The organism is Jannaschia marina (assembly GCF_013404595.1).
In the GTDB taxonomy this organism is placed as follows: Bacteria; Pseudomonadota; Alphaproteobacteria; order Rhodobacterales; family Rhodobacteraceae; genus Jannaschia; species Jannaschia marina.
Genome location: NZ_JABVAX010000005.1, coordinates 15,628 through 33,236, shown reverse-complemented (window position 1 = coordinate 33,236; position 17,609 = coordinate 15,628). Strand labels below are relative to the sequence as shown.

Below are 17,609 nucleotides of genomic sequence, written 5' to 3'. Positions count from 1 at the left end.
AAAGGGAGGCAGCCATGACGAAGGTGGCATTCTTGGGGATGGGCGTGATGGGGGCTCCGATGGCCGGGCACCTCGCGAAGGCCGGCCACGATGTCGTCGTCTACAACCGCACGGCCGCCAAGGCCGAGGACTGGGTGTCGGAGCACGGCGGCGCGGCTGCGACCACCCCGCGCGCCGCCGCGCTCGGCCGCGAGATCGTGATGGCCTGCGTGGGCAACGACGACGATCTGCGCGAGGTCTGCCTCGGCGAGGACGGGGCCTTCGCGGGCATGGAGGAAGGGTCGCTCTTCGTCGACCACACCACCGTCTCGGCCGAGGTGACCCGCGAACTGGCGGCGGCTGCGGCCGAGAAGGGCATCGCCTGGGTCGACGCGCCGGTCTCGGGCGGGCAGGCGGGGGCCGAGAACGGCCAGCTCGTCATCATGTGCGGCGGCGCGGAGGACGACTACGCCCGCGCCGAGCCGGTGATGGACGCCTTCGCCAAGCTGACGAAGCGCATGGGCGACGTCGGTGCGGGGCAGCTGACGAAGATGGTGAACCAGATCTGCATCGCGGGGCTTCTGCAGGGGCTCTCGGAGGCGATGACCTTCGCGCAAAAGGCCGGCCTCGACGGCGTGGCGGTGGTCGACGTGATCCAGGGCGGCGCGGCCGGGTCCTGGCAGATGGTGAACCGGCATGAGACGATGCTGGCCGGCGAATACGATCACGGCTTCGCCGTCGACTGGATGCGCAAGGATCTCGCCATCTGCCTCGCCGAGGCCGAAAACCTGGGCGCGCCGCTGCCGGGCACGGCGCTCGTCGACCAGTTCTACAAGGAGGTGCAGGCCATGGGCGGCGGCCGCTGGGACACCTCGAGCCTGATGGCGCGTCTGCAGAAGCTTTCGGGCTAGGCGGGGGGAAAGTCTTTCGTCGAAAGACTTTCGAAAGACTGTTCCACGAACAGTCTTTGTCCCCGTCGAAGGGCCCGCGGGCCACACCTGGGGCGCGATCGCGCTGCCCTCGGTTGCCAAGCGGCCCCCCGGCGGCGCAGTCTCGCCGCCGGGAAAAGGGATGGCATCATGCGGATGATCTTGAGCCTTGCCCTCGCGCTCGGGCTGGGCACGGGGGTTTCTGCGCAGCAGGAGGTGACGCTCGGCACAGGGGCGGCGACCCTGACCTATGCGCCCGTCGGCGATATCCTCGCCACCGCGGTGACCGGGGCCGGTGAGCTGACCCTGCGCCCTGTGCCCTCGAACGGATCGCTCGACAACATCCGCGCCATCGCCGAGGGCCGGCTCGACACCGGTTTCGCCCAGTCCGACATCGCCTTCTGGGCCTACGAGGGCACGAGCATCTGGTCGGGCAACCCGCCGGTCGAGGGGCTGCGCACGATCGCGGCGCTCTACGAGGAGCACATCCACCTGGTCACGCTGGCCGACAGCGGCATCGAGACGGTGACGGACCTGCGCAACCGGCGCATCTCGCTCGACGACGTGGGATCGGGGACGCATGTGGACGCGCGGCTCATCCTGGAGGCGGCGGGTCTGCGCTCGGATGAATTCGCGGTCGAGACGATGACGGGGCAGGCCGCGGCGACCGCGCTCGAGGCGGGCGAGATCGACGCCTTCTTCACGGTCGCGGGCTATCCGACGGCGGCCATCGCCGATCTCGCCGCCCGCACCGCGATCCGGCTCGTACCGATCGAGGGGGAGATCGCGGTCGAACTTCTGTGGCGGCACGGTTTCCTCGCGCGCTCCGAGATCCCGGCGGAGGTCTATCCGGGCGTCTCCGGGGTCGAGACGGTGTCGGTCGGGGCGCATTGGTACACCTCCGACGCCGTCCCCGAGGCGGTGGTCTACGAACTGACCCGATCGCTCTTCGCCGAGGGGACGCAGGCGCGGCTCGTCGAGGGGCATCCGAAGGGCCGGGAGATGACGCCCGAGACGGCGCTCGACGGCGTCGCCGTGCCGCTGCACCCCGGTGCGGTCCGGTTCTACGAGGAATCGGGCGTGATGGAATAGGGGCGGGATGGTGCCCGTCGTCCCGGATGGATCGTCTTGCGGATGGGGCGTTACCGGCACGGTCGTCTTTGCGGAACTGACGCTCGAAAGCCTCCAAACGCCGCTGCCGGTTCCTGGTATCGGCACGGGTATATCCCCGGTCCGACCGCGCTCCCGTGGTCGTCCCGTCCATGCCCCGCGATGCCCCGACGCCGATCCCCGCCCGCCAGACATGGCTCCGGTCCCGGACAGACAGGAGCGTCGTCCGGCCCCGTGCCGCGGCGTCACCCGTGACGTGAAGCGTGGACACGCGGCGCGGATCGTGGCGAAGTGATCCTGGGAGGGCGCGGTGTCGGAGGGACGCCGCGACCGCATGGCTCGGGGAGGGAGACATGGGACTACTCGTCAGCGTCGGATTGCCGCTCGCGCTCGCCTTCATCATGTTCTCGCTCGGCGTGGGCCTCACCGGGGCCGACTTCCGCCGCGTGGGGCAGCGGCCGCTCGCCTTCCTGATCGGCGCGCTCAACCAGGTCGTCCTCCTGCCGCTCGTGGCCTTCGGTGTCGCGCGGGCATTCGGGATCACGGGCGAAATCGCCGTGGGTCTGATGATCCTCGCGGCCTGCCCGGGCGGGGTGACGAGCAACATCGTCTCCCGCCTCGCCCGCGGGGACGTGGCGCTCTCGGTCTCGCTCACGGCCGTCATCAGCCTGACGAGCATGGTCACCGTGCCACTCATTCTCGGGCTGTCGCTCAACCACTTCCTCGGAGCGGACGCGCCGCCGGTGAACATCGTCGGCACCGCCTTCACCATGTTCCTGCTGACGGCGGTGCCGATCGCGCTCGCGCTTCTGGCCCGCCGGGCGGCCCCCGGGCCGATGATGCGGGCGGAGCCGGTTCTGACGCGGGTGGCGACGGCGCTCTTCGTGCTCGTCATCGGTGGCGCGCTCGCCGCGAATTGGGCGCTCTTCGTCGAGAACGTGCCGCGTCTCGGGCCGGCGCTGGTGGTGCTTCTCGTGCTGCTGACGACGGTGGGTTTCGTCGTGCCGCGCCTCTTGGGGCGCACGCGGATGGAGGCCAAGACGATCTCGGTCGAGACCGGCATCCAGAACGGCACGCTGGGGATCGCCGTGGCCGCGCTCGTGGTCGGCGGGGGCGAGGGGTTCAGCGCCTATGCGCTGCCCTCGGCGGTCTACGGCGTGCTGATGTATCTGATCCTCGTGCCGGTGGTCCTCCTCTACCGGCGAATGGACTAGGGGGGCCTATGGAGACGTCCGACGTCATCATCGTGGGCGCGGGGCTTGCCGGGCTCGTGGCTGGCGCGGAGCTGGCCGACCGGGGCAAGCGGGTCACGATCATCGATCAGGAACCGGAGGCCTTTCTGGGCGGACAGGCCTTCTGGTCGCTCGGCGGGCTCTGCCTGATCGACACGCCGGAACAGCGCCGGATGGGCATCCGCGACTCGCGCGAGCTGGCCCTGCGCGACTGGATGGGGAGCGCGCAGTTCGACCGGGCGGAGGACCACTGGCCGCGCAAATGGGCCGAGGCCTACGTCGATTTCGCGGCCGGAGAGATGCGCCCCTGGCTCCACGGCATGGGAATGCGGTGGTTTCCCGTCGTGGGGTGGGCCGAGCGCGGCGGCGGCTTCGGCTCGGGCCACGGCAATTCGGTGCCGCGGTTCCACCTGACCTGGGGCGTTGGCCCCGCCACGCAGGAGCCGTTCGAGCGCCGCGTGCGCGCCCATGCGGAGGCCGGCCGGATCACGCTCCGGTTCCGCCACCGCTGCTCGCGCATTCTGATCGAGGGCGGCGCGGCCAGGGGCGTCGCGGGCGAGGTGCTGGCCCCCGACGCGGCCCCCCGCGGCGCGGCGACGAACCGCGACGTGGTCGGCGATTTCGAGCTGCGCGCCCCCTCCGTCCTCGTGACCTCGGGCGGGATCGGGGGCAACTTCAACCTCGTGCGGGAGAACTGGCCCGTCGACCGGCTGGGCCCCGCGCCGCAGTCGATGGTCGCCGGCGTACCCGCGCATGTGGATGGCCGCATGATCGGGATCAGCGAGGCGGCGGGCGCGACGCTCATCAACGCCGACCGCATGTGGCACTACACCGAGGGCGTGAAGAACTGGGACCCGATCTGGCCCCACCACGGCATCCGCATCCTGCCGGGGCCGTCGTCGATGTGGTTCGACGCCGAGGGCAACCGGTTCCCGCCGCCGGGCCTGCCGGGGTTCGACAGCCTCGGGACGCTGAAGCTGATCCGGGAGACGGGCTACGATTACTCCTGGTTTATAACGACGCAGAAGATCGTGAAGAAGGAATTTGCGCTCTCCGGGTCGGAACAGAACCCGGATTTTGCGCAGAAGTCGTGGAAGGAAGTGCTGAAGCAACGCATCCTCAACAAGGCGGCGACGCCGGCGGTCGAGGCGTTCAAGGCCCACGGAGAGAACTTCGTCGTGGCCGAGACGCTGCCCGAACTCGTTGCGGGCATGAACGGCCTGATCGGCGCGGGGGAGCGCCTGCCCCTCGACAAGATCCGCGCCGAGATCGAGGCGCGGGACGCACAGATCGACAACCCCTTCACCAAGGACGCGCAGGTCATGGCGATCCATGCGGCGCGCAACTATCGCGGCGACCGGTTCCAGCGGACGGCGAAGCCGCACAAGATCCTCGATCCGGCGAACGGGCCATTGATCGGCGTGCGGCTCGACATCCTGACGCGCAAGTCGCTCGGCGGGCTGCAGACCGATCTGCAGGGCCGGATGCTCGGGGCCGACGGCACCCCTGTGCCGGGGCTCTTCGCGGCCGGCGAGGTCGCGGGGTTCGGGGGCGGGGGCTACCACGGCTACAATGCGCTCGAGGGCACGTTCCTCGGCGGCTGCATCTTCTCGGGTCGCCAGGCGGGGCGGGCGGAGGCGATTGCGTAAGGCACGCGGTCCTCCTCGAGCGCGGCTCGGGGATCTCCCGGCGCGCCAAACGGGAACATTGCCGGGTCGAGCCCGGCAATGACGAGGCGCGAAGGCCCTAGCCGAGAACCTGCGCCTCCATCTCGTCGGGCGAAAGGCCGGTGGCGCGCCGGCCGGCCTCGACCTCCTGAACGAGCGTGACGAGCCGGGCGTTGACCGGGGCGCGCGTGCCGACGGTCTGTGCGAGGCGCGGGATCTCGCCGTTCAGCACATCGATCTCGGTCGCGCGGCCGACGGCGAGATCGCTGGCCATCGAGGTCATCGAGGTCGGATCGAGCTTCTGCCGACGCAGCACCAGCCGCTCGAACACCCAGGTCGGCGCGCGCAGGGCCTGGGTGGCGACCCAGGGCGACGTCGGCCCGACCTGCCGCCATTCGACGCCCGCCGCACGGTACACCCGCAGCGCCTCGGCGAGGGCCGCGGCGAAGACCCGGCGGTAGCCCCGCTCGAGGAGCGTCGAGCGCAGGGGCCGGGCGGCGAGCGCGTTGACTGGGTTCACGAGGTTGAGGAGCAGCTTGCCGTATTGCAGCGCCGTCAGGTCGTCGTGCCGCTCGACCCCGGGCAGGGCCGCCGTCAGTGCATGACGCTCCACGGCGAGCGTGCCGGCCCCCGTCCGGTGTAGGGTCGACGGCCCCTCCCAGACGACGTTGAAGGGGACCATGCCGGCCAGCACGTCGCGTTCCGGGAAGCGGGCGCGCAGGCGGCGGACCGGGTCTAGCCCGTTCAGAAGGCTGAGGATCGCGGCGTCGGTGCGGGCGTGGCGCGCGATCTCCGCCATGGCGGGCTCGAGCGCCGTCGCCTTGGTGGCCAGGACGATGAGGTCGGCTTCCTCCAGCGCCTCGGGCGCGGTGGAGAGCGTCGGCTGCGCCGCCGGGTCCGGCGCGCCGCTCAGGCGCAGGGCGGCTCCGCGCAGCCCGTCGATCACGCGGGGCCGCCCGATGAGCGTGACGTCACCGGCCCCGGCCCAGAGGCCGCCGGCCCAGGTTCCGATCGCCCCGGCCCCGAGGATCGCGATGCGTGGTGTCATGACCCGAATATAGGCCGCCCGCGGGGGCGGCGAAACGGCGGCGTCGGGTCAGGGCAGCGAGTCCGTCCGGTGCAGAGTCACGCGCAAGCCCCCGTGGGGCACCGGCCGCCCGGTCGGCAGGAAGGGAAGCTCGGTCGCGCCTGCAAGCCCCGCGTCGGTGGTGACGAGGCCGACGCGCCAGCCGCCGAAACGCTCCCTGAGGGCGCGCCCGAGCGCGGCATGGAGCGCGAAGAGCGGTTTGCGCTGCCCGATCCGCAGGCCGTAGGGCGGGTTGACGATGACGAGGCCGGGCGGCCCCTCGGGTGGGGTGATGTCGCCGGCGGCGGCCTTGCGGAAGTCGACCAGATCGCCCACGCCCGCCCGCGCGGCGTTGGCGCGCGCGGCGGCGAAGGCCCCAGCGTCCCGGTCCGACCCATGGAAGCGCAGGTCGGTCGCGCGGGGCGCGGGCAGTGCGGCGCGGAGGGCCTCCCATGGGCCTGCGTCGAAACTGGCGAGCTGTGTGAAGGCGAAGTCGCGCGCGCGGCCGGGTGCGAGGCCCGCCGCCATCTCCGCCGCCTCGATGACAAAGGTCCCCGAGCCGCACATCGGGTCGAGCACGGGCTCCGTACCCCGAAACCCGCATTGCCGGAGGAAGAGCGCGGCCATCGTCTCGCGCAGGGGGGCCTTGCCCACCGCCTCCTTCGCGCCGCGCTTATGAAGAAGGCCCCCGGAGGTGTCGACCGAGAGCGTCACGAGGTTGTCGTCGATCCGCGCCCGGATCGTCACTGGTGCGTCTGGGGCGATCGGGGCCCCGAGCTCCTCGGTGATGGCCGTCTCGATGCGCTGCTGCGCAGCGCGGGCGTGATAGATCTTCGACTTGCGGTTCGTGGCGACCTCAACCCGCACCGGCACGTCCGGGCGCAGGACCGCGCACCAGTCGAACTTGCGTGACCGCTTGTCGAGTTGCGCGAGGTGGAAGGCGCGGAAGGCCCCGATGCGTGCCAGAACCCGCCCCGCCCCGCGTAGCACGAGGTTGGCGCGCCAGGCGTCGGGCCACCCGCCCTCGAAGGTGACGCCGCCGGGCACGACCTTCGGCGCGGGAAAGCCGGCCTCGGCGGCTTCCTCGGCCAGAACCGGTTCGAGGCCCGGCGGGGCCATCAGGAAGATCTCGAAGGACATGGACCGTCCCTAGCCGAGCCGCGCCCGTCAGTCGATCTGGAGCCCGGGGTAGAGTGGCTCGTAGATCGGCTCGAGCGTCTCGGTGTCGAAGAGCGAGGAGACCGAAGTGCCGTTCCAGATGTTCAGGATCGCCTGCGTCAGCATCGGCGCGGTCGGCACGATGCGGATATTGTCGCAGTCCTTCACGGCCTGGGTCGGCTCGATGGAGTCGGTGATGACGAGGCTCTTCAGTTTGGACTTGGTGATCCGCCCGACCGCCGGCCCCGAGAGGACGCCGTGGGTGATATAGGCGTGTACCTCGGTCGCGCCGTGCTCGATGAGCACTTCGGCCGCCTTGCAGAGCGTGCCGGCCGTGTCGCAGATGTCGTCGACGATGATGCACTTTTTGCCGGTGACGTCGCCGATGACGGTCATCTCGGCGACTTCGCCCGCCTTCTCGCGCCGCTTGTCCACGATCGAGAGCGGGGCCTTGATGCGCTGCGCCAGTTCGCGCGCGCGGGCCACGCCGCCGACGTCGGGCGAGACGACCATGACGTCGTCCATCTGCCCCTTGAAGTGGTGCAGAAGGTCCAGCGCGAAGATCGGCGAGGCATAGAGGTTGTCGACGGGGATGTCGAAGAAGCCCTGGATCTGCGCGGCGTGCAGGTCCATCGTCAGCACCCGCTCGATGCCCGAGTTGGCAATGAGGTTCGCGACCAGTTTCGCGCTGATCGGCGTGCGCGCCTTGGTGCGGCGGTCCTGCCGGGCGTAGCCGAAGTAGGGGATGACGGCCGTGATGCGGCTGGCCGAGGAGCGGCGGAGCGCGTCGGCGATGATGAGAAGCTCCATCAGGTTGTCGTTCGCCGGGTTCGACGTGGACTGGACGATGAACATGTCCTCGCCGCGCACGTTTTCGAAGACCTCGACGAAGATCTCCTGATCGTTGAACCGCTCCACCCGCGCATCCACCAGATCGACCTTCAGACCCCGGTGCATCGACATCCGCCGGCTGATCGCCTGTGCCAGCGGCTGGTTGGCGTTGCCGGAGATGATCTTCGGATCGGGGCTGGGCATCGGCATTCCTCTCGAATCGTCCCTGGCGATTGCGCGTGGCCTATCACCGGGCTAGCCGTTCTTCCAACACCCGAGGAGGATGCTGATGCAGATCGACTACTACTTCGCGACCATTTCGCCCTATACCTACCTCGCGGGGACGCGGCCGGCGGAGGTGGCGGCCAAGCACGGGGCCACGCTGACCTACAAGCCGCTCGATATCATGGCGCTCTTCGGCCGCACCGGCGGGACGCCGCCGAAGGACCGGCACGAGAGCCGCAAGGACTACCGCCTCGTCGAGATGCGCCGCTCGGCCGCCAAGCTCGACATGCCCATGAACCTGCAGCCCGCCCATTGGCCGACGAACCCCGCGCCCTCCTCCTACGCCATCATCGCGGCGGCGAAGGACGGATCGGGCGACCTCGCCGCGCTCGTCGCCGGGATCACGCGCGCCTGCTGGGCCGAGGAGCGTGACATCGCCGAGGATGCGGTGATCGCCGATTGCCTCGAGGCCGCCGGCTTCGACCGGGGGCTCGTCAACGCGGGGCTGATGGAGGGCGCGGAGACCTATGCCCGCAACCTCGAGGAGGCGGTGTCGGCGGGCGTCTTCGGCGCGCCGTTCTTCATCGCCGGGGGCGAGAAGTTCTGGGGACAGGACCGCATCGACGACCTCGACGCCTGGCTCGGCAGCCGCTGATGCGGCCCGTCCTCTCGCTGCATTGCATGCTGGCGTCGGGGGCGGCCTGGCGCGGGGTGGCGGCGGCGCTGCCGGGGGTGAAGATGACCTGTCCCGACCTGCCGGGCCACGGGCGCGCGCCCGATTGGGACGGCGGGGCCTTCATGGATCAGGCCCTCGGGCTTGCGCTCGATGCAGCCCCCGCGGGCGGCTTCGACCTCGTCGGGCACAGCTACGGCGGCTGCGTCGCGCTCCGGCTCCTCGTGGAGCATCCCGCCCGTGTCCGCAGCCTCACGCTCGTCGAGCCGGTGATGTTCGCCGCCGCCGCGCCCGCGTTGCGGCAGGCCCAGCGGGGGGACATGGCCGACTATCGCTCCGCCCTCGCCGCCGGTGATCGGGATGCCGCGGCACGGGCCTTCACCGGCACCTGGGGCGACGGCGGCGGCTGGGACGCGATGGCCGAGCGGCAGCGGGCCTACATCCGCGACCGGATCCACCTCATCGCCGAGAGCGGGCCAGGCATCGCCGAGGACAGCCACGGCATCCTCGACCGGCTGCCCGCCGAGGGCCCGCCCGTGTCGATCGTGGTGCAGCGTGACCCGCCCGCGATCGTGGCCGGGATCGCGGCGGGCCTGCGGCAGCGCATGCCGCGCGCTCGGGTGACGGAGCTCGGGCGTGGCCACATGATCCCGCTGACGGACGCGCCGGCGCTTGCCGGGCATCTGGAGGGCGTCTGGTCTGCGGGGTAGCGATGGACCCGGCCCAAGGGCCGGGCCCGGTGCGGTGAACCGTGGCGACCGTCGGGATCATGTATTCCCGAGGACCTGTATATACAGGTGGGCGCCAGGTAACACGACCAGGGCCGCGACAGAGCCAGCTCCCTCGGAATTGCTTAAGGCCACTGGAATTATGTCCGGTGACGGGAAGCACAGAAGCACCGCATCCCCCACCTAGGCGTCGGGGCCGCGTCGGGCAAGGGGCGCGAGGTCGCGGCGCGGCTGGACTTTTGTTTACCTTTCGTTCACATCTTGAGCCATGGCCGACGACACGCTCCAGCCCGGACAGCTCCTTGCGCGCGGTGTCTGCCGGCATCTGCGCGATCATGACTTCACCTGCCTCGAGGAGTTCTCGCCCGAGCGCGGCAAGCGTCTCGACGTGATGGCGCTCGGGCCGAAGGGCGAGTTCTGGATCGTGGAGTGCAAGTCGAGCCGTGCGGATTTTACCTGCGACGCGAAGTGGCAGGGCTATCTCGAATGGTCCGACCGCTATTTCTGGGCCGTCGATACGGAGTTCCCGACCTATCTTCTGCCGCCCGAGACGGGGCTCATCCTCGCCGATGCCTTCGGGGCCGAGGTTGTGCGGATGCCCGGCGAGACGAAACTCGCCCCCGCCCGTCGCAAGGCACTCACTCTGCGGTTCGCCCGCGCCGCCGCGCTGCGCTTGCAGTGGGCGCGCGACCCGATGATGGCGGAACAGGCAGGGTAGGTAGTCGCCGACTGGCGCCCCCGAAGTGGCATAGCCCGCGCGAAACAGGCCGCTCAGCGGCCCGCGCATCGCCGGGCCGCCCCCCCCGGCACGGCGATTTGGCTGATGATGGTGCATCGCATGAGCGTCTTGCGGACTTGGCTGCCATAAAGCGCCCCGAAGGACCGTGCGCTCGCCGCACCGCGGCCCGCCGATCCGCTCCGCCGCGCTATCGTTTCGCCGCGATGGCCACCGCGGCGCGGATCTCCTCGGCGATCTCGAGCGCGTCCTCGGGGTCGAAATCCATCGGGATCTCGATGCTCCCGCTCTCGATGAAGAGACGGACCATCCCCTGATCGGTGGGGGCGATTTGCAGATTGGCCTCTGCGTCGGACGGATCGTTGATACCCATCCCGCGTCTCTAGCCACCGCCCGCGATCCGCGCAAGACTGCGGCCATGACCGACGATCTCACCCTACGCGACCTGGCTCCGGGCGACCCGGGCTGGGTCCTCATGCGCCACGGCGAACTCTACTGGACGGACGAGGGCTACGATGCCCGCTTCGAGGTTCTCGTCGCGCGCATCCTGGCGGACTTCATCGAGAGCCGGGGCCCGAAGGACCGGGCCTGGATCGCCGTCGACAGCGCGGGGGCGCGGCACGGCTGCGTCTTCTGCGTCTGGCCTGCCGCGCGGAGCGCCAAGCTGCGCATGTTCCTCGTGGAGCCAGCGCGGCGGGGCACCGGGCTGGCACAGCGGCTTCTCGAGGCGGTGATCGCGCATGCGCGGGCGGAGGGCGCGGAGGAGCTGGTGCTCTGGACCCACGAGAGCCACCGCGCGGCGGGGCGGCTCTATGCGCGCAACGGCTTCACACTTCTGGACCAGAGGCCGGTCGAAGCCTTTGGCCAGCCGACTCAGGAGCAGACTTGGCGGCTCGCGCTCTGACGCCGAAACGCCGGGCGACGGTCTTGCACCCCGCCCTGAGCTTCGCTAAAGCGCCCCCAGTGCCGGCGTAGCTCAGTTGGTTAGAGCGCCTGATTGTGGATCAGGAGGTCCCCCGTTCGAGCCGGGGCGCTGGTACCATCTCCTCATCCTGATCGTCCCCGCGTGGAATAGAATGCGCGCCTTCCTCGTCGATACGCTGACCACGATCGTGTTCTTCACGGTGGTCGCGGCGGTGGTCGAGCTGTGGATCGTTGGCCTCGATCCGGCGCAGGTTCTGGTGACTCGCGCCCTGACGATCCCTGTGATGGTGCTGACCGGGCGGCCCTACGGGCGCTGGCGCGATCTGCTGATGGTATGGGTGTACCCGCAACGGGCGATCACCCGCGCCGCCGTCGACACGGTCGCGTTCCTCTCGTTCCAGATGCCGATCTATGCGCTGACGTTGTTCGTCGCCGGAGCGACGCTTGCGGAGGTGCTGGTGGCGCTTCCGACGGCGTCGCTCACGATGGTCGTGCTGGCGCGGCCTTTCGGTCTCGTCCTCGATGCCGTGCGCCGGATCGCCGGTACCGCACCCTATTGAAGATCGCCGAAGGCGGCCTGCATCCGCTCGACCGCGGCCTCGACGTTGGCGCGCGGGGTCGCGATGTTGAAGCGCAGGAAGCTCTCGCCGCCCTTGCCGAAGGTCGGCCCGTGATTGGCGGCGATCTTCGCGTCCTGCTCTGTGCGGCGGGTGAACTCCTCCCGCGTCATGCCGGTGCCCGTGAAATCGACCCAGCTGAGGTATGTCGCCTCGAGCGGAACGGATTTCAGCCCGGGGATCTCGTTGATCCCGGCGTCGAAGAGCTTCCGGTTGCCGTCGAGATACGCGATCAACCCGTCGAGCCACGCGGCCCCCTCCGGGCTGTAGGCGGCCTTGGCCATGAAGAGGCCGAAGCTGTTGGGCGACATGCCGAGGCCGAGCATCCTGGCCGCGAAATCCGCGCGCAGCTTCTCGTCGTGGACGATGACGTTGCCCGAGTGGCTCCCGGCGATGTTGAATGTCTTAGTTGTGGCTGTCATCATCACGAGCCGGTCCTCGATGCCGTCGATATGCGCCATCGGGATGTGCGTGTGGCCGGGATAGACGAGGTCGTGGTGGATCTCGTCGGAGACGAGGATCAGGTCGTGGCGCTTCGCGAAGGCGGCGAAGCCTTCGAGCTCCGCGCGCGTCCAGACACGGCCATTCGGGTTGTGGGGTGAGCAAAGGATCATCATCTTCGCCCCGCCGTCCGCCTCCACGACCTTGTCGAAGGCTTCGAAATCAAGGGTATAGCGATCACCGTCGAAGGGCATCTCGCATTCGATCACGCGGCGGCCGTTGCCGTTTATGACCTTGGCGAACGCATGATAGACCGGCGTGAAGAGCACGATGCCGTCGCCCGGAGCCGACCAGGTGTCGACGCAGAGCGCGGTGCCGTTGACGAGCCCGTGGGTGGTGAAGATCGCCGCCGGGTCGACCGCCCAGCCGTGGCGCTCCTTCATCCACCAGCAGATGGCGGCGCGGTAGTCGCTGTCGTCGCCGTAGTAGCCGATGATGCCGTGGTCGAGCTGCTCCCGGACTGCGTCGAGTACGCCCTGCGGCGGGCGGAAATCCATGTCGGCGACCCACATGGCGAGGCCGCTATCACACGGAACACCATAGAGTTTTTCCATCATGTCCCACTTCACGCAGTCGCTTCCGCGGCGGTCGATGACGGGGTCGAAGCGGGGGTCTGCGGTCATGGGGCACTCCTTTGGGGGGACGTTAGCCGGTGCGGGCGAGGTTGCAAGGGGCGCGCCCGCGGACTATTTCCGCGCCGATGAAGCGACCGATCCTCATCCACCCCGACCCGCGTCTCAAGCAGGTCGCCGCGCCCGTCGCGGACCTCACGGACGCGCGCCGGGCGCTTGCGGCCGACATGCTGGAAACGATGTACGACGCGCCGGGCATCGGCCTTGCCGCGCCGCAGGTCGGTGTCTCGGAGCGCCTGATCGTGCTCGACTGCGTCAAGGAAGAGGGCGAAAAACCAAGGCCTTACGTAATGTTCAACCCCGAGGTCGTCGCGGCTTCGGACGTCACGTCGGTCTATGAGGAGGGGTGCCTCTCGATCCCCGAGCAATACGCCGAGATCACACGCCCGGCGGAAGTCGAGGTGCGCTGGATCGACATGGACGGGACCGAACGGACGGAAGCGTTCGAGGGGCTCTGGGCGACCTGCGTGCAGCACGAGATCGATCACCTCGAGGGCAAGCTCTTCATCGACTATCTCGGGCCGATGAAGCGGCAGCTCATCACCCGGCGGATGCAGAAACTGAAGCGCGAGATGGCGCGTGGGTGAGGTTTGTACGTATTGTACGAACCGGCGCGCCCCCTTTGCGCGTTTTGTACAGTCCCGATGATCCGGGACGTCGTGCTTCATCCCGATCCGATCCTGCGCGCCCCCTGTGCGCCGGCGGACGAGGCGACGGATGATCTGGCCCGCGACCTGATCGAGACGATGTATGCCGCCGAGGGGCGGGGTCTGGCCGCGCCGCAGATCGGCGTGTCGCGCCGCGTCTTCGTGATGGATTGCACGTGGAAGGAGGGGGTGCCCGATCCGCGGATCTTCGTGAACCCCGAGATCGTCGCGCGGGCCGGGCGGCAGGTGAACGTCGAGACCTGCCTGTCGATCCCGGATCGGCCGCGCCGTCTTGCGCGCCCGGCGGAAGTGACGCTGGTTTTCGACGGGCCCGGCGGGCGGCAGCGCGAGGCCTTCACCGGCTTCGCCGCAGCCTGCGTCTGTCACGAGATGGACCACCTCGACGGCGTGCTCGTCCTCGACCGCCCGGAGGAGCCCGCGTGAGCCATCGTCCTTTCGTCAAATGGCCCGACCGGCGGCTGACGACCCCCGCCGGGGAGGTGGGCGAGATCACCGACGAGATCCGCGCGATCTGGGACGAGATGGTGGAGGCGATGCACGCGATGCCGGGCGTGGGTCTTGCCGCGCCGCAACTGGGCATCCCGCTGCGGCTCGCGGTCGTGGACGCGGGCGACGGGCAGGGCGTGACGCGGCTTGCCAACCCGCGCGTGCTTCATGCGAGCGTCGAGTTGCGCGCGCACGAGGAGGCCTCGCCGAACCTGCCCGGCGTCTCGGCCAAGGTGATGCGGCCGCGGGCGGTGACGGTGGCCTATACCGACGAGACGGGTGCCGCGCGGGAGGAGGATTTCGTTTTCCTGCGCGCGACCTCGGTGCAGCATCAGATCGACCATCTGGACGGCCGGCTCTACTTTCACCGCCTGTCGAAGCTGAAGCGCGACATGCTCTTGAAGAAGGCCCGCCGGGCGGGGTGAGGGGGATGCGATGCGCGTGATCTTCATGGGAACGCCGGACTTCTCCGTTCCGGTCCTCGACGCGCTGGTCGAGGCGGGCCATGAGATCGCCGCCGTCTATTCGCAGCCGCCCCGACCCGCCGGGCGCGGCAAGAAGGACCGCCCTTCGCCGGTGCAGGCGCGGGCCGAGGCACTGGGCCTTCCCGTACGCACGCCCAGGTCGCTGAAGGGCGAGGATGTGCAGGCAGCGTTCGCCGCCCTCGGGGCGGATGTGGCAGTCGTCGTGGCCTATGGGCTTCTCCTGCCGCAGGCGGTGCTGGACGCGCCCGCCCAGGGCTGCCTCAACGTCCATGCCTCGCTCCTGCCGCGCTGGCGCGGGGCGGCACCGATCCACCGGGCGGTGATGGCGGGGGACGCGCGCACGGGCATCTGCATCATGCAGATGGAAGCGGGGCTCGACACCGGACCCGTCCTTTTGCGCGAGGGGACGGACATCGGCCCGACGGAGACGACGGGCGACCTGCATGACCGGCTTTCGGAGATGGGCGCACGGCTTGCCGTGAAGGCCGTGGCGCAGATCGACAGGCTCTCGCCCGTCGCGCAGCCCGAGGAGGGCGTGACCTACGCCGCCAAGATCGACAAGGCGGAGGCGCGGGTCGACCTCGGTTGGGACGCGGCGACGCTCGCGCGGCACATCAACGGGCTTTCGCCCTTTCCCGGGGCCTGGACCGAGCGCGATGGCGCGCGGCTGAAGCTCTTGCGAGCGGAGGCGCTGGAGCGCGATGCCGAGGGCGCGCCCGGCGCGGTGGTGGACGCGAAGGGCCTCGTGGTGGCGACGGGGCAGGGGGCGCTGCGCCTTCTGTCGGTACAGCCCGCCGGCAAGGCCCCGCAGGATCCGGCGGCCTTTCGCAACGGGGCGCGGCTCGCCCCCGGCGACCTGCTGGACGGCTGAGGCGATTGCGGCGAGACTTCGCGAACTGACAGCGCGAAAGGCCCGCCCATGTTCCTGACACTCTTCGGCACCGTGGTCATCGCCGGCATCGTCGGCTACGCCTCGGAGCGGATGGCCTTCACCCACAACGGCTACATCCCCTCGATCATCATCTGCATCGGCGGCGCGTTCCTCTTCTTCTTCGTGACGCTGATGTTCGGGATCGGCTTTCGCTCGCCGGGCATGAACGCGCTGCTGTCGTCGATCGGCGCGCTCGTGATCGTTCCGACGCACTGGCGCAAGTGACAGACACCGACATTCTGATCGTGGGGGCAGGCACCGCCGGGTGTCTGCTGGCCAACCGGCTGAGCGACGATCCGGGGACGCGGGTGATGCTGCTCGAGGCGGGGGGGCGGGACAGCTATCCCTGGATCCACGTGCCGGCCGGGTACCTCTACACGATGGGCAACCCGCGCACGGACTGGTGCTTTCGCACGGAGGCGATCCCCGGGTTGGCCGGGCGCGCGCTGAACTATCCGCGTGGCCGCGTGCTGGGCGGCTGCAGCTCGATCAACGGGATGATCTACATGCGCGGGCAGGCGGCCGACTGGGACGGCTGGGCGCAGATGGGCCACCGCGGCTGGGGCTGGAACGAGATGCTGCCGCACTTCCGGCGGCATGAGGCCTTCTTCGGCGGCGCGGACGAGGCGCATGGGGCGGAGGGCGAGCTGAAGGTCGCCGAGCAGCGGCTGCACTGGCCCATTCTCGACGCGGTGCGCGCCGCGATGGTGGCGACCGGGGTGCCGGAGACGGCGGATTTCAACCGCGGCGACAACGAGGGCGTTGGCTACTACCACGTGACGCAGACCGGGGGGCGGCGGCTCTCGGCGGCGGGGGCCTTCCTGCGGCCCGTGCGGGGCCGCGCGAACCTGCGCGTGGCGGTCGGGGCCCCGGTCGTGCGGGTGCTGATCGAGGGCGGGGCGGCGGCGGGCGTGGTGCTGACCGACGGGACGGAGCTGCGCGCGGCGCGCGTGGTGCTGGCCGCCGGCGCGATCGGCTCGCCGCATCTGTTGCAGTTGTCGGGCGTGGGGGACGGGGCGCATCTGCGCGATCTCGGCGTCGCGGTCGTGGCCGAGAACGCGGATGTCGGCCGGCACATGCAGGACCATCTGCAGATGCGCCCCGTCTTCCGGGTGCGGGACGCCGTAACGCTGAACCGCCGGGCCGGGAGCCTCTGGGGGCAGGCGCGCATCGGGCTCGAATACCTGCTGCGCCGGTCCGGGCCGCTGTCCATGGCTCCGAGCCAACTAGGGGCCTTCGTGCGCTCGGGCGAACACGTCGCGACGCCGGACCTGCAGTACCATTTCCAGCCGCTCTCGCTTCCGCAGTTCGGCGAACCGCTCGACCCCTTCGATGCGATCACGGCGAGCGTCTGCAACCTCCGGCCGCTCTCGCGCGGGTGGGTGCGGGCCGTCTCGCCCGACGCGCGTGACGCCCCGGCGATCCAGCCGAACTACCTGGCCGAGGAGGGCGACCGGATCACCGCGATGCGGGCGATGGAGCGGACGCGGGCGCTGATGCGGGCCGCGCCGCTCGCGAAACATGCGCCCGAGGAGGTGCGGCCGGGCGATCTTCATACCGACCGGAACGCGCTCCTGGCCGAGGTGGCGCGCAATGCGTCGTCGATCTTCCACCCCGTCGGCACCTGCGGGATGGGCCGGGTGGTGGACGACCGGCTGCGGGTGCAGGGTGTGGGCCATCTGCGGGTCGTGGACGCGAGCGTGATGCCCGCGATCACGAGCGGCAACACCAACGCGCCGGTTCTGGCGATGGCCGAGAAGGCGGCGGAGATGATACGGGAGGATGGATGACGGACGCGGAGCTTGCGGTGAAGGGCCTCGATGCGCTCGAGGCCGGGGATTGGGACGCGGCGCACGATCTGGCGCAATCGGGGCGCGGCGTACTCTGCGCCTGGCTGCACGCGCATCTCCACCGGGTCGAGGGTGACGCGGGCAACGCCGCCTATTGGTACGCCCGCGCCGGGCGCGCGCCCTACGAGGGTGGCGAGGCGGAGGAACGGGCGGCGCTCAGGGCGGCGGCGGGCTGACCCGG

21 protein-coding genes, 1 tRNA gene and 1 other RNA gene are annotated in these 17,609 nt (G+C 70.1%); 17 read left to right on the top strand and 6 right to left on the bottom strand.

The features are described from left to right. The first annotated feature begins 14 nt into the window (after window positions 1-14). From HSX43_RS10510 to HSX43_RS10495, 4 genes are all read left to right on the top strand, one after another. The gene (locus HSX43_RS10510) at window positions 15-890 is read left to right on the top strand and encodes an NAD(P)-dependent oxidoreductase (protein WP_179380089.1); all 876 of its coding nucleotides are present in this window, start codon (window positions 15-17) and stop codon (window positions 888-890) included. A gap of 168 nt (window positions 891-1,058) precedes the next feature. Further along, on the top strand, window positions 1,059-2,000 hold the full coding sequence (locus HSX43_RS10505) for a TAXI family TRAP transporter solute-binding subunit (RefSeq protein ID WP_179380088.1): 942 nt from the start codon (window positions 1,059-1,061) through the stop codon (window positions 1,998-2,000). 371 nt (window positions 2,001-2,371) lie between these two features. Further along, complete coding sequence (locus HSX43_RS10500) at window positions 2,372-3,232, top strand: bile acid:sodium symporter family protein (protein ID WP_179380087.1); 861 nt, start codon at window positions 2,372-2,374, stop codon at window positions 3,230-3,232. 8 nt (window positions 3,233-3,240) lie between these two features. After that, entirely contained in the window at window positions 3,241-4,899 is a 1,659-nt protein-coding gene (locus HSX43_RS10495; protein WP_179380086.1) for an FAD-binding dehydrogenase, read from the top strand. A gap of 97 nt (window positions 4,900-4,996) precedes the next feature. Here HSX43_RS10495 and HSX43_RS10490 read toward each other — a convergent pair whose 3' ends face one another. Genes HSX43_RS10490 through HSX43_RS10480 form a run of 3 tightly spaced genes read right to left on the bottom strand, consistent with a single transcriptional unit; the run spans window position 4,997 to window position 8,182 of the window. Then, on the bottom strand, window positions 4,997-5,965 hold the full coding sequence (locus tag HSX43_RS10490; protein ID WP_179380085.1) for a 2-dehydropantoate 2-reductase: 969 nt from the start codon (window positions 5,963-5,965) through the stop codon (window positions 4,997-4,999). A 48-nt stretch (window positions 5,966-6,013) separates the two neighbouring features. Further along, entirely contained in the window at window positions 6,014-7,123 is a 1,110-nt protein-coding gene (locus tag HSX43_RS10485; RefSeq protein ID WP_179380084.1) for a THUMP domain-containing class I SAM-dependent RNA methyltransferase, read from the bottom strand. A gap of 27 nt (window positions 7,124-7,150) precedes the next feature. Continuing rightward, on the bottom strand, window positions 7,151-8,182 hold the full coding sequence (locus tag HSX43_RS10480) for a ribose-phosphate pyrophosphokinase (RefSeq protein WP_407929376.1): 1,032 nt from the start codon (window positions 8,180-8,182) through the stop codon (window positions 7,151-7,153). 76 nt (window positions 8,183-8,258) lie between these two features. Between HSX43_RS10480 and HSX43_RS10475 the strand changes: the two genes are divergently transcribed. Continuing rightward, on the top strand, window positions 8,259-8,852 hold the full coding sequence (locus tag HSX43_RS10475) for a 2-hydroxychromene-2-carboxylate isomerase (RefSeq protein ID WP_179380264.1): 594 nt from the start codon (window positions 8,259-8,261) through the stop codon (window positions 8,850-8,852). Then, complete coding sequence (locus HSX43_RS10470) at window positions 8,852-9,580, top strand: alpha/beta fold hydrolase (protein WP_179380082.1); 729 nt, start codon at window positions 8,852-8,854, stop codon at window positions 9,578-9,580. The genes HSX43_RS10475 and HSX43_RS10470 overlap by 1 nt, the downstream gene beginning before the upstream one ends. Window positions 9,581-9,613: 33 nt before the next feature. Here the strand turns inward: HSX43_RS10470 and ssrS are convergent. Further along, window positions 9,614-9,769: non-coding RNA, 6S RNA (gene ssrS / locus HSX43_RS20065), on the bottom strand. Between the two features lie 97 nt (window positions 9,770-9,866). Here ssrS and HSX43_RS10465 point away from each other — a divergent pair. After that, window positions 9,867-10,316: an MmcB family DNA repair protein gene (locus HSX43_RS10465; RefSeq protein ID WP_179380081.1), complete on the top strand. Its 450-nt coding sequence runs from the start codon at window positions 9,867-9,869 to the stop codon at window positions 10,314-10,316. Window positions 10,317-10,524: 208 nt separating this feature from the next. Here HSX43_RS10465 and HSX43_RS10460 read toward each other — a convergent pair whose 3' ends face one another. Then, a complete protein-coding gene (locus HSX43_RS10460; protein ID WP_179380080.1) occupies window positions 10,525-10,707 on the bottom strand; it encodes a DUF6324 family protein in 183 nt (60 codons plus the stop codon). Between the two features lie 45 nt (window positions 10,708-10,752). Here HSX43_RS10460 and HSX43_RS10455 point away from each other — a divergent pair, with 45 nt between their 5' ends. The 3 genes from HSX43_RS10455 (at window position 10,753) to alaE (ending at window position 11,818) form a co-directional block, all read left to right on the top strand. Further along, window positions 10,753-11,238: a GNAT family N-acetyltransferase gene (locus HSX43_RS10455; RefSeq protein ID WP_179380079.1), complete on the top strand. Its 486-nt coding sequence runs from the start codon at window positions 10,753-10,755 to the stop codon at window positions 11,236-11,238. 61 nt (window positions 11,239-11,299) lie between these two features. Continuing rightward, window positions 11,300-11,376, top strand: a tRNA-His gene (locus HSX43_RS10450). A gap of 34 nt (window positions 11,377-11,410) precedes the next feature. Beyond that, complete coding sequence (gene alaE, locus HSX43_RS10445; protein ID WP_179380078.1) at window positions 11,411-11,818, top strand: L-alanine exporter AlaE; 408 nt, start codon at window positions 11,411-11,413, stop codon at window positions 11,816-11,818. On the opposite strand, the gene HSX43_RS10440 is transcribed toward alaE, so the two are convergent. Beyond that, window positions 11,812-12,999, bottom strand: coding sequence for a MalY/PatB family protein (locus HSX43_RS10440; protein ID WP_179380077.1), 1,188 nt, complete (start codon window positions 12,997-12,999; stop codon window positions 11,812-11,814). The two genes, alaE and HSX43_RS10440, sit on opposite strands and share 7 nt — an antisense overlap. A 77-nt stretch (window positions 13,000-13,076) precedes the next feature. Here HSX43_RS10440 and def (HSX43_RS10435) point away from each other — a divergent pair, with 77 nt between their 5' ends. Genes def (HSX43_RS10435) through HSX43_RS10405 form a run of 7 tightly spaced genes read left to right on the top strand, consistent with a single transcriptional unit; the run spans window position 13,077 to window position 17,604 of the window. Continuing rightward, window positions 13,077-13,595: a peptide deformylase gene (gene def / locus HSX43_RS10435; RefSeq protein WP_179380076.1), complete on the top strand. Its 519-nt coding sequence runs from the start codon at window positions 13,077-13,079 to the stop codon at window positions 13,593-13,595. A gap of 57 nt (window positions 13,596-13,652) precedes the next feature. Further along, complete coding sequence (locus HSX43_RS10430; RefSeq protein ID WP_179380075.1) at window positions 13,653-14,099, top strand: peptide deformylase; 447 nt, start codon at window positions 13,653-13,655, stop codon at window positions 14,097-14,099. Further along, window positions 14,096-14,587, top strand: coding sequence for a peptide deformylase (def, locus tag HSX43_RS10425; RefSeq protein WP_179380074.1), 492 nt, complete (start codon window positions 14,096-14,098; stop codon window positions 14,585-14,587). The genes HSX43_RS10430 and def (HSX43_RS10425) overlap by 4 nt, the downstream gene beginning before the upstream one ends. 10 nt (window positions 14,588-14,597) lie before the next feature. Beyond that, window positions 14,598-15,518: a methionyl-tRNA formyltransferase gene (gene fmt / locus HSX43_RS10420; RefSeq protein ID WP_179380073.1), complete on the top strand. Its 921-nt coding sequence runs from the start codon at window positions 14,598-14,600 to the stop codon at window positions 15,516-15,518. A gap of 48 nt (window positions 15,519-15,566) precedes the next feature. After that, the gene (locus tag HSX43_RS10415; protein WP_179380072.1) at window positions 15,567-15,803 is read left to right on the top strand and encodes a hypothetical protein; all 237 of its coding nucleotides are present in this window, start codon (window positions 15,567-15,569) and stop codon (window positions 15,801-15,803) included. Continuing rightward, complete coding sequence (locus HSX43_RS10410; protein ID WP_179380071.1) at window positions 15,800-17,368, top strand: GMC family oxidoreductase; 1,569 nt, start codon at window positions 15,800-15,802, stop codon at window positions 17,366-17,368. Before HSX43_RS10415 ends, HSX43_RS10410 begins: the two co-directional genes overlap by 4 nt. Continuing rightward, window positions 17,365-17,604 carry a hypothetical protein gene (locus HSX43_RS10405; protein ID WP_179380070.1) on the top strand — a complete coding sequence of 80 codons (240 nt, stop codon included), beginning with the start codon at window positions 17,365-17,367 and terminating at the stop codon, window positions 17,602-17,604. The genes HSX43_RS10410 and HSX43_RS10405 overlap by 4 nt, the downstream gene beginning before the upstream one ends. Window positions 17,605-17,609: the final 5 nt, after the last annotated feature.

Bases quoted from the DNA above. Each gene is read 5' to 3' on its own strand.
- HSX43_RS10510 (WP_179380089.1), top strand. From the start codon at position 15: ATGACGAAGGTGGCATTCTTGGGGATGGGCGTGATGGGGGCTCCGATG.
- HSX43_RS10505 (WP_179380088.1), top strand. From the start codon at position 1,059: ATGCGGATGATCTTGAGCCTTGCCCTCGCGCTCGGGCTGGGCACGGGG.
- HSX43_RS10500 (WP_179380087.1), top strand. From the start codon at position 2,372: ATGGGACTACTCGTCAGCGTCGGATTGCCGCTCGCGCTCGCCTTCATC.
- HSX43_RS10495 (WP_179380086.1), top strand. From the start codon at position 3,241: ATGGAGACGTCCGACGTCATCATCGTGGGCGCGGGGCTTGCCGGGCTC.
- HSX43_RS10490 (WP_179380085.1), bottom strand. From the start codon at position 5,965: ATGACACCACGCATCGCGATCCTCGGGGCCGGGGCGATCGGAACCTGG.
- HSX43_RS10485 (WP_179380084.1), bottom strand. From the start codon at position 7,123: ATGTCCTTCGAGATCTTCCTGATGGCCCCGCCGGGCCTCGAACCGGTT.
- HSX43_RS10480 (WP_407929376.1), bottom strand. From the start codon at position 8,182: ATGCCGATGCCCAGCCCCGATCCGAAGATCATCTCCGGCAACGCCAAC.
- HSX43_RS10470 (WP_179380082.1), top strand. From the start codon at position 8,852: ATGCGGCCCGTCCTCTCGCTGCATTGCATGCTGGCGTCGGGGGCGGCC.
- HSX43_RS10465 (WP_179380081.1), top strand. From the start codon at position 9,867: ATGGCCGACGACACGCTCCAGCCCGGACAGCTCCTTGCGCGCGGTGTC.
- HSX43_RS10460 (WP_179380080.1), bottom strand. From the start codon at position 10,707: ATGGGTATCAACGATCCGTCCGACGCAGAGGCCAATCTGCAAATCGCC.
- HSX43_RS10455 (WP_179380079.1), top strand. From the start codon at position 10,753: ATGACCGACGATCTCACCCTACGCGACCTGGCTCCGGGCGACCCGGGC.
- alaE (WP_179380078.1), top strand. From the start codon at position 11,411: ATGCGCGCCTTCCTCGTCGATACGCTGACCACGATCGTGTTCTTCACG.
- HSX43_RS10440 (WP_179380077.1), bottom strand. From the start codon at position 12,999: ATGACCGCAGACCCCCGCTTCGACCCCGTCATCGACCGCCGCGGAAGC.
- def (WP_179380076.1), top strand. From the start codon at position 13,077: ATGAAGCGACCGATCCTCATCCACCCCGACCCGCGTCTCAAGCAGGTC.
- HSX43_RS10430 (WP_179380075.1), top strand. From the start codon at position 13,653: ATGATCCGGGACGTCGTGCTTCATCCCGATCCGATCCTGCGCGCCCCC.
- fmt (WP_179380073.1), top strand. From the start codon at position 14,598: ATGCGCGTGATCTTCATGGGAACGCCGGACTTCTCCGTTCCGGTCCTC.
- HSX43_RS10415 (WP_179380072.1), top strand. From the start codon at position 15,567: ATGTTCCTGACACTCTTCGGCACCGTGGTCATCGCCGGCATCGTCGGC.
- HSX43_RS10405 (WP_179380070.1), top strand. From the start codon at position 17,365: ATGACGGACGCGGAGCTTGCGGTGAAGGGCCTCGATGCGCTCGAGGCC.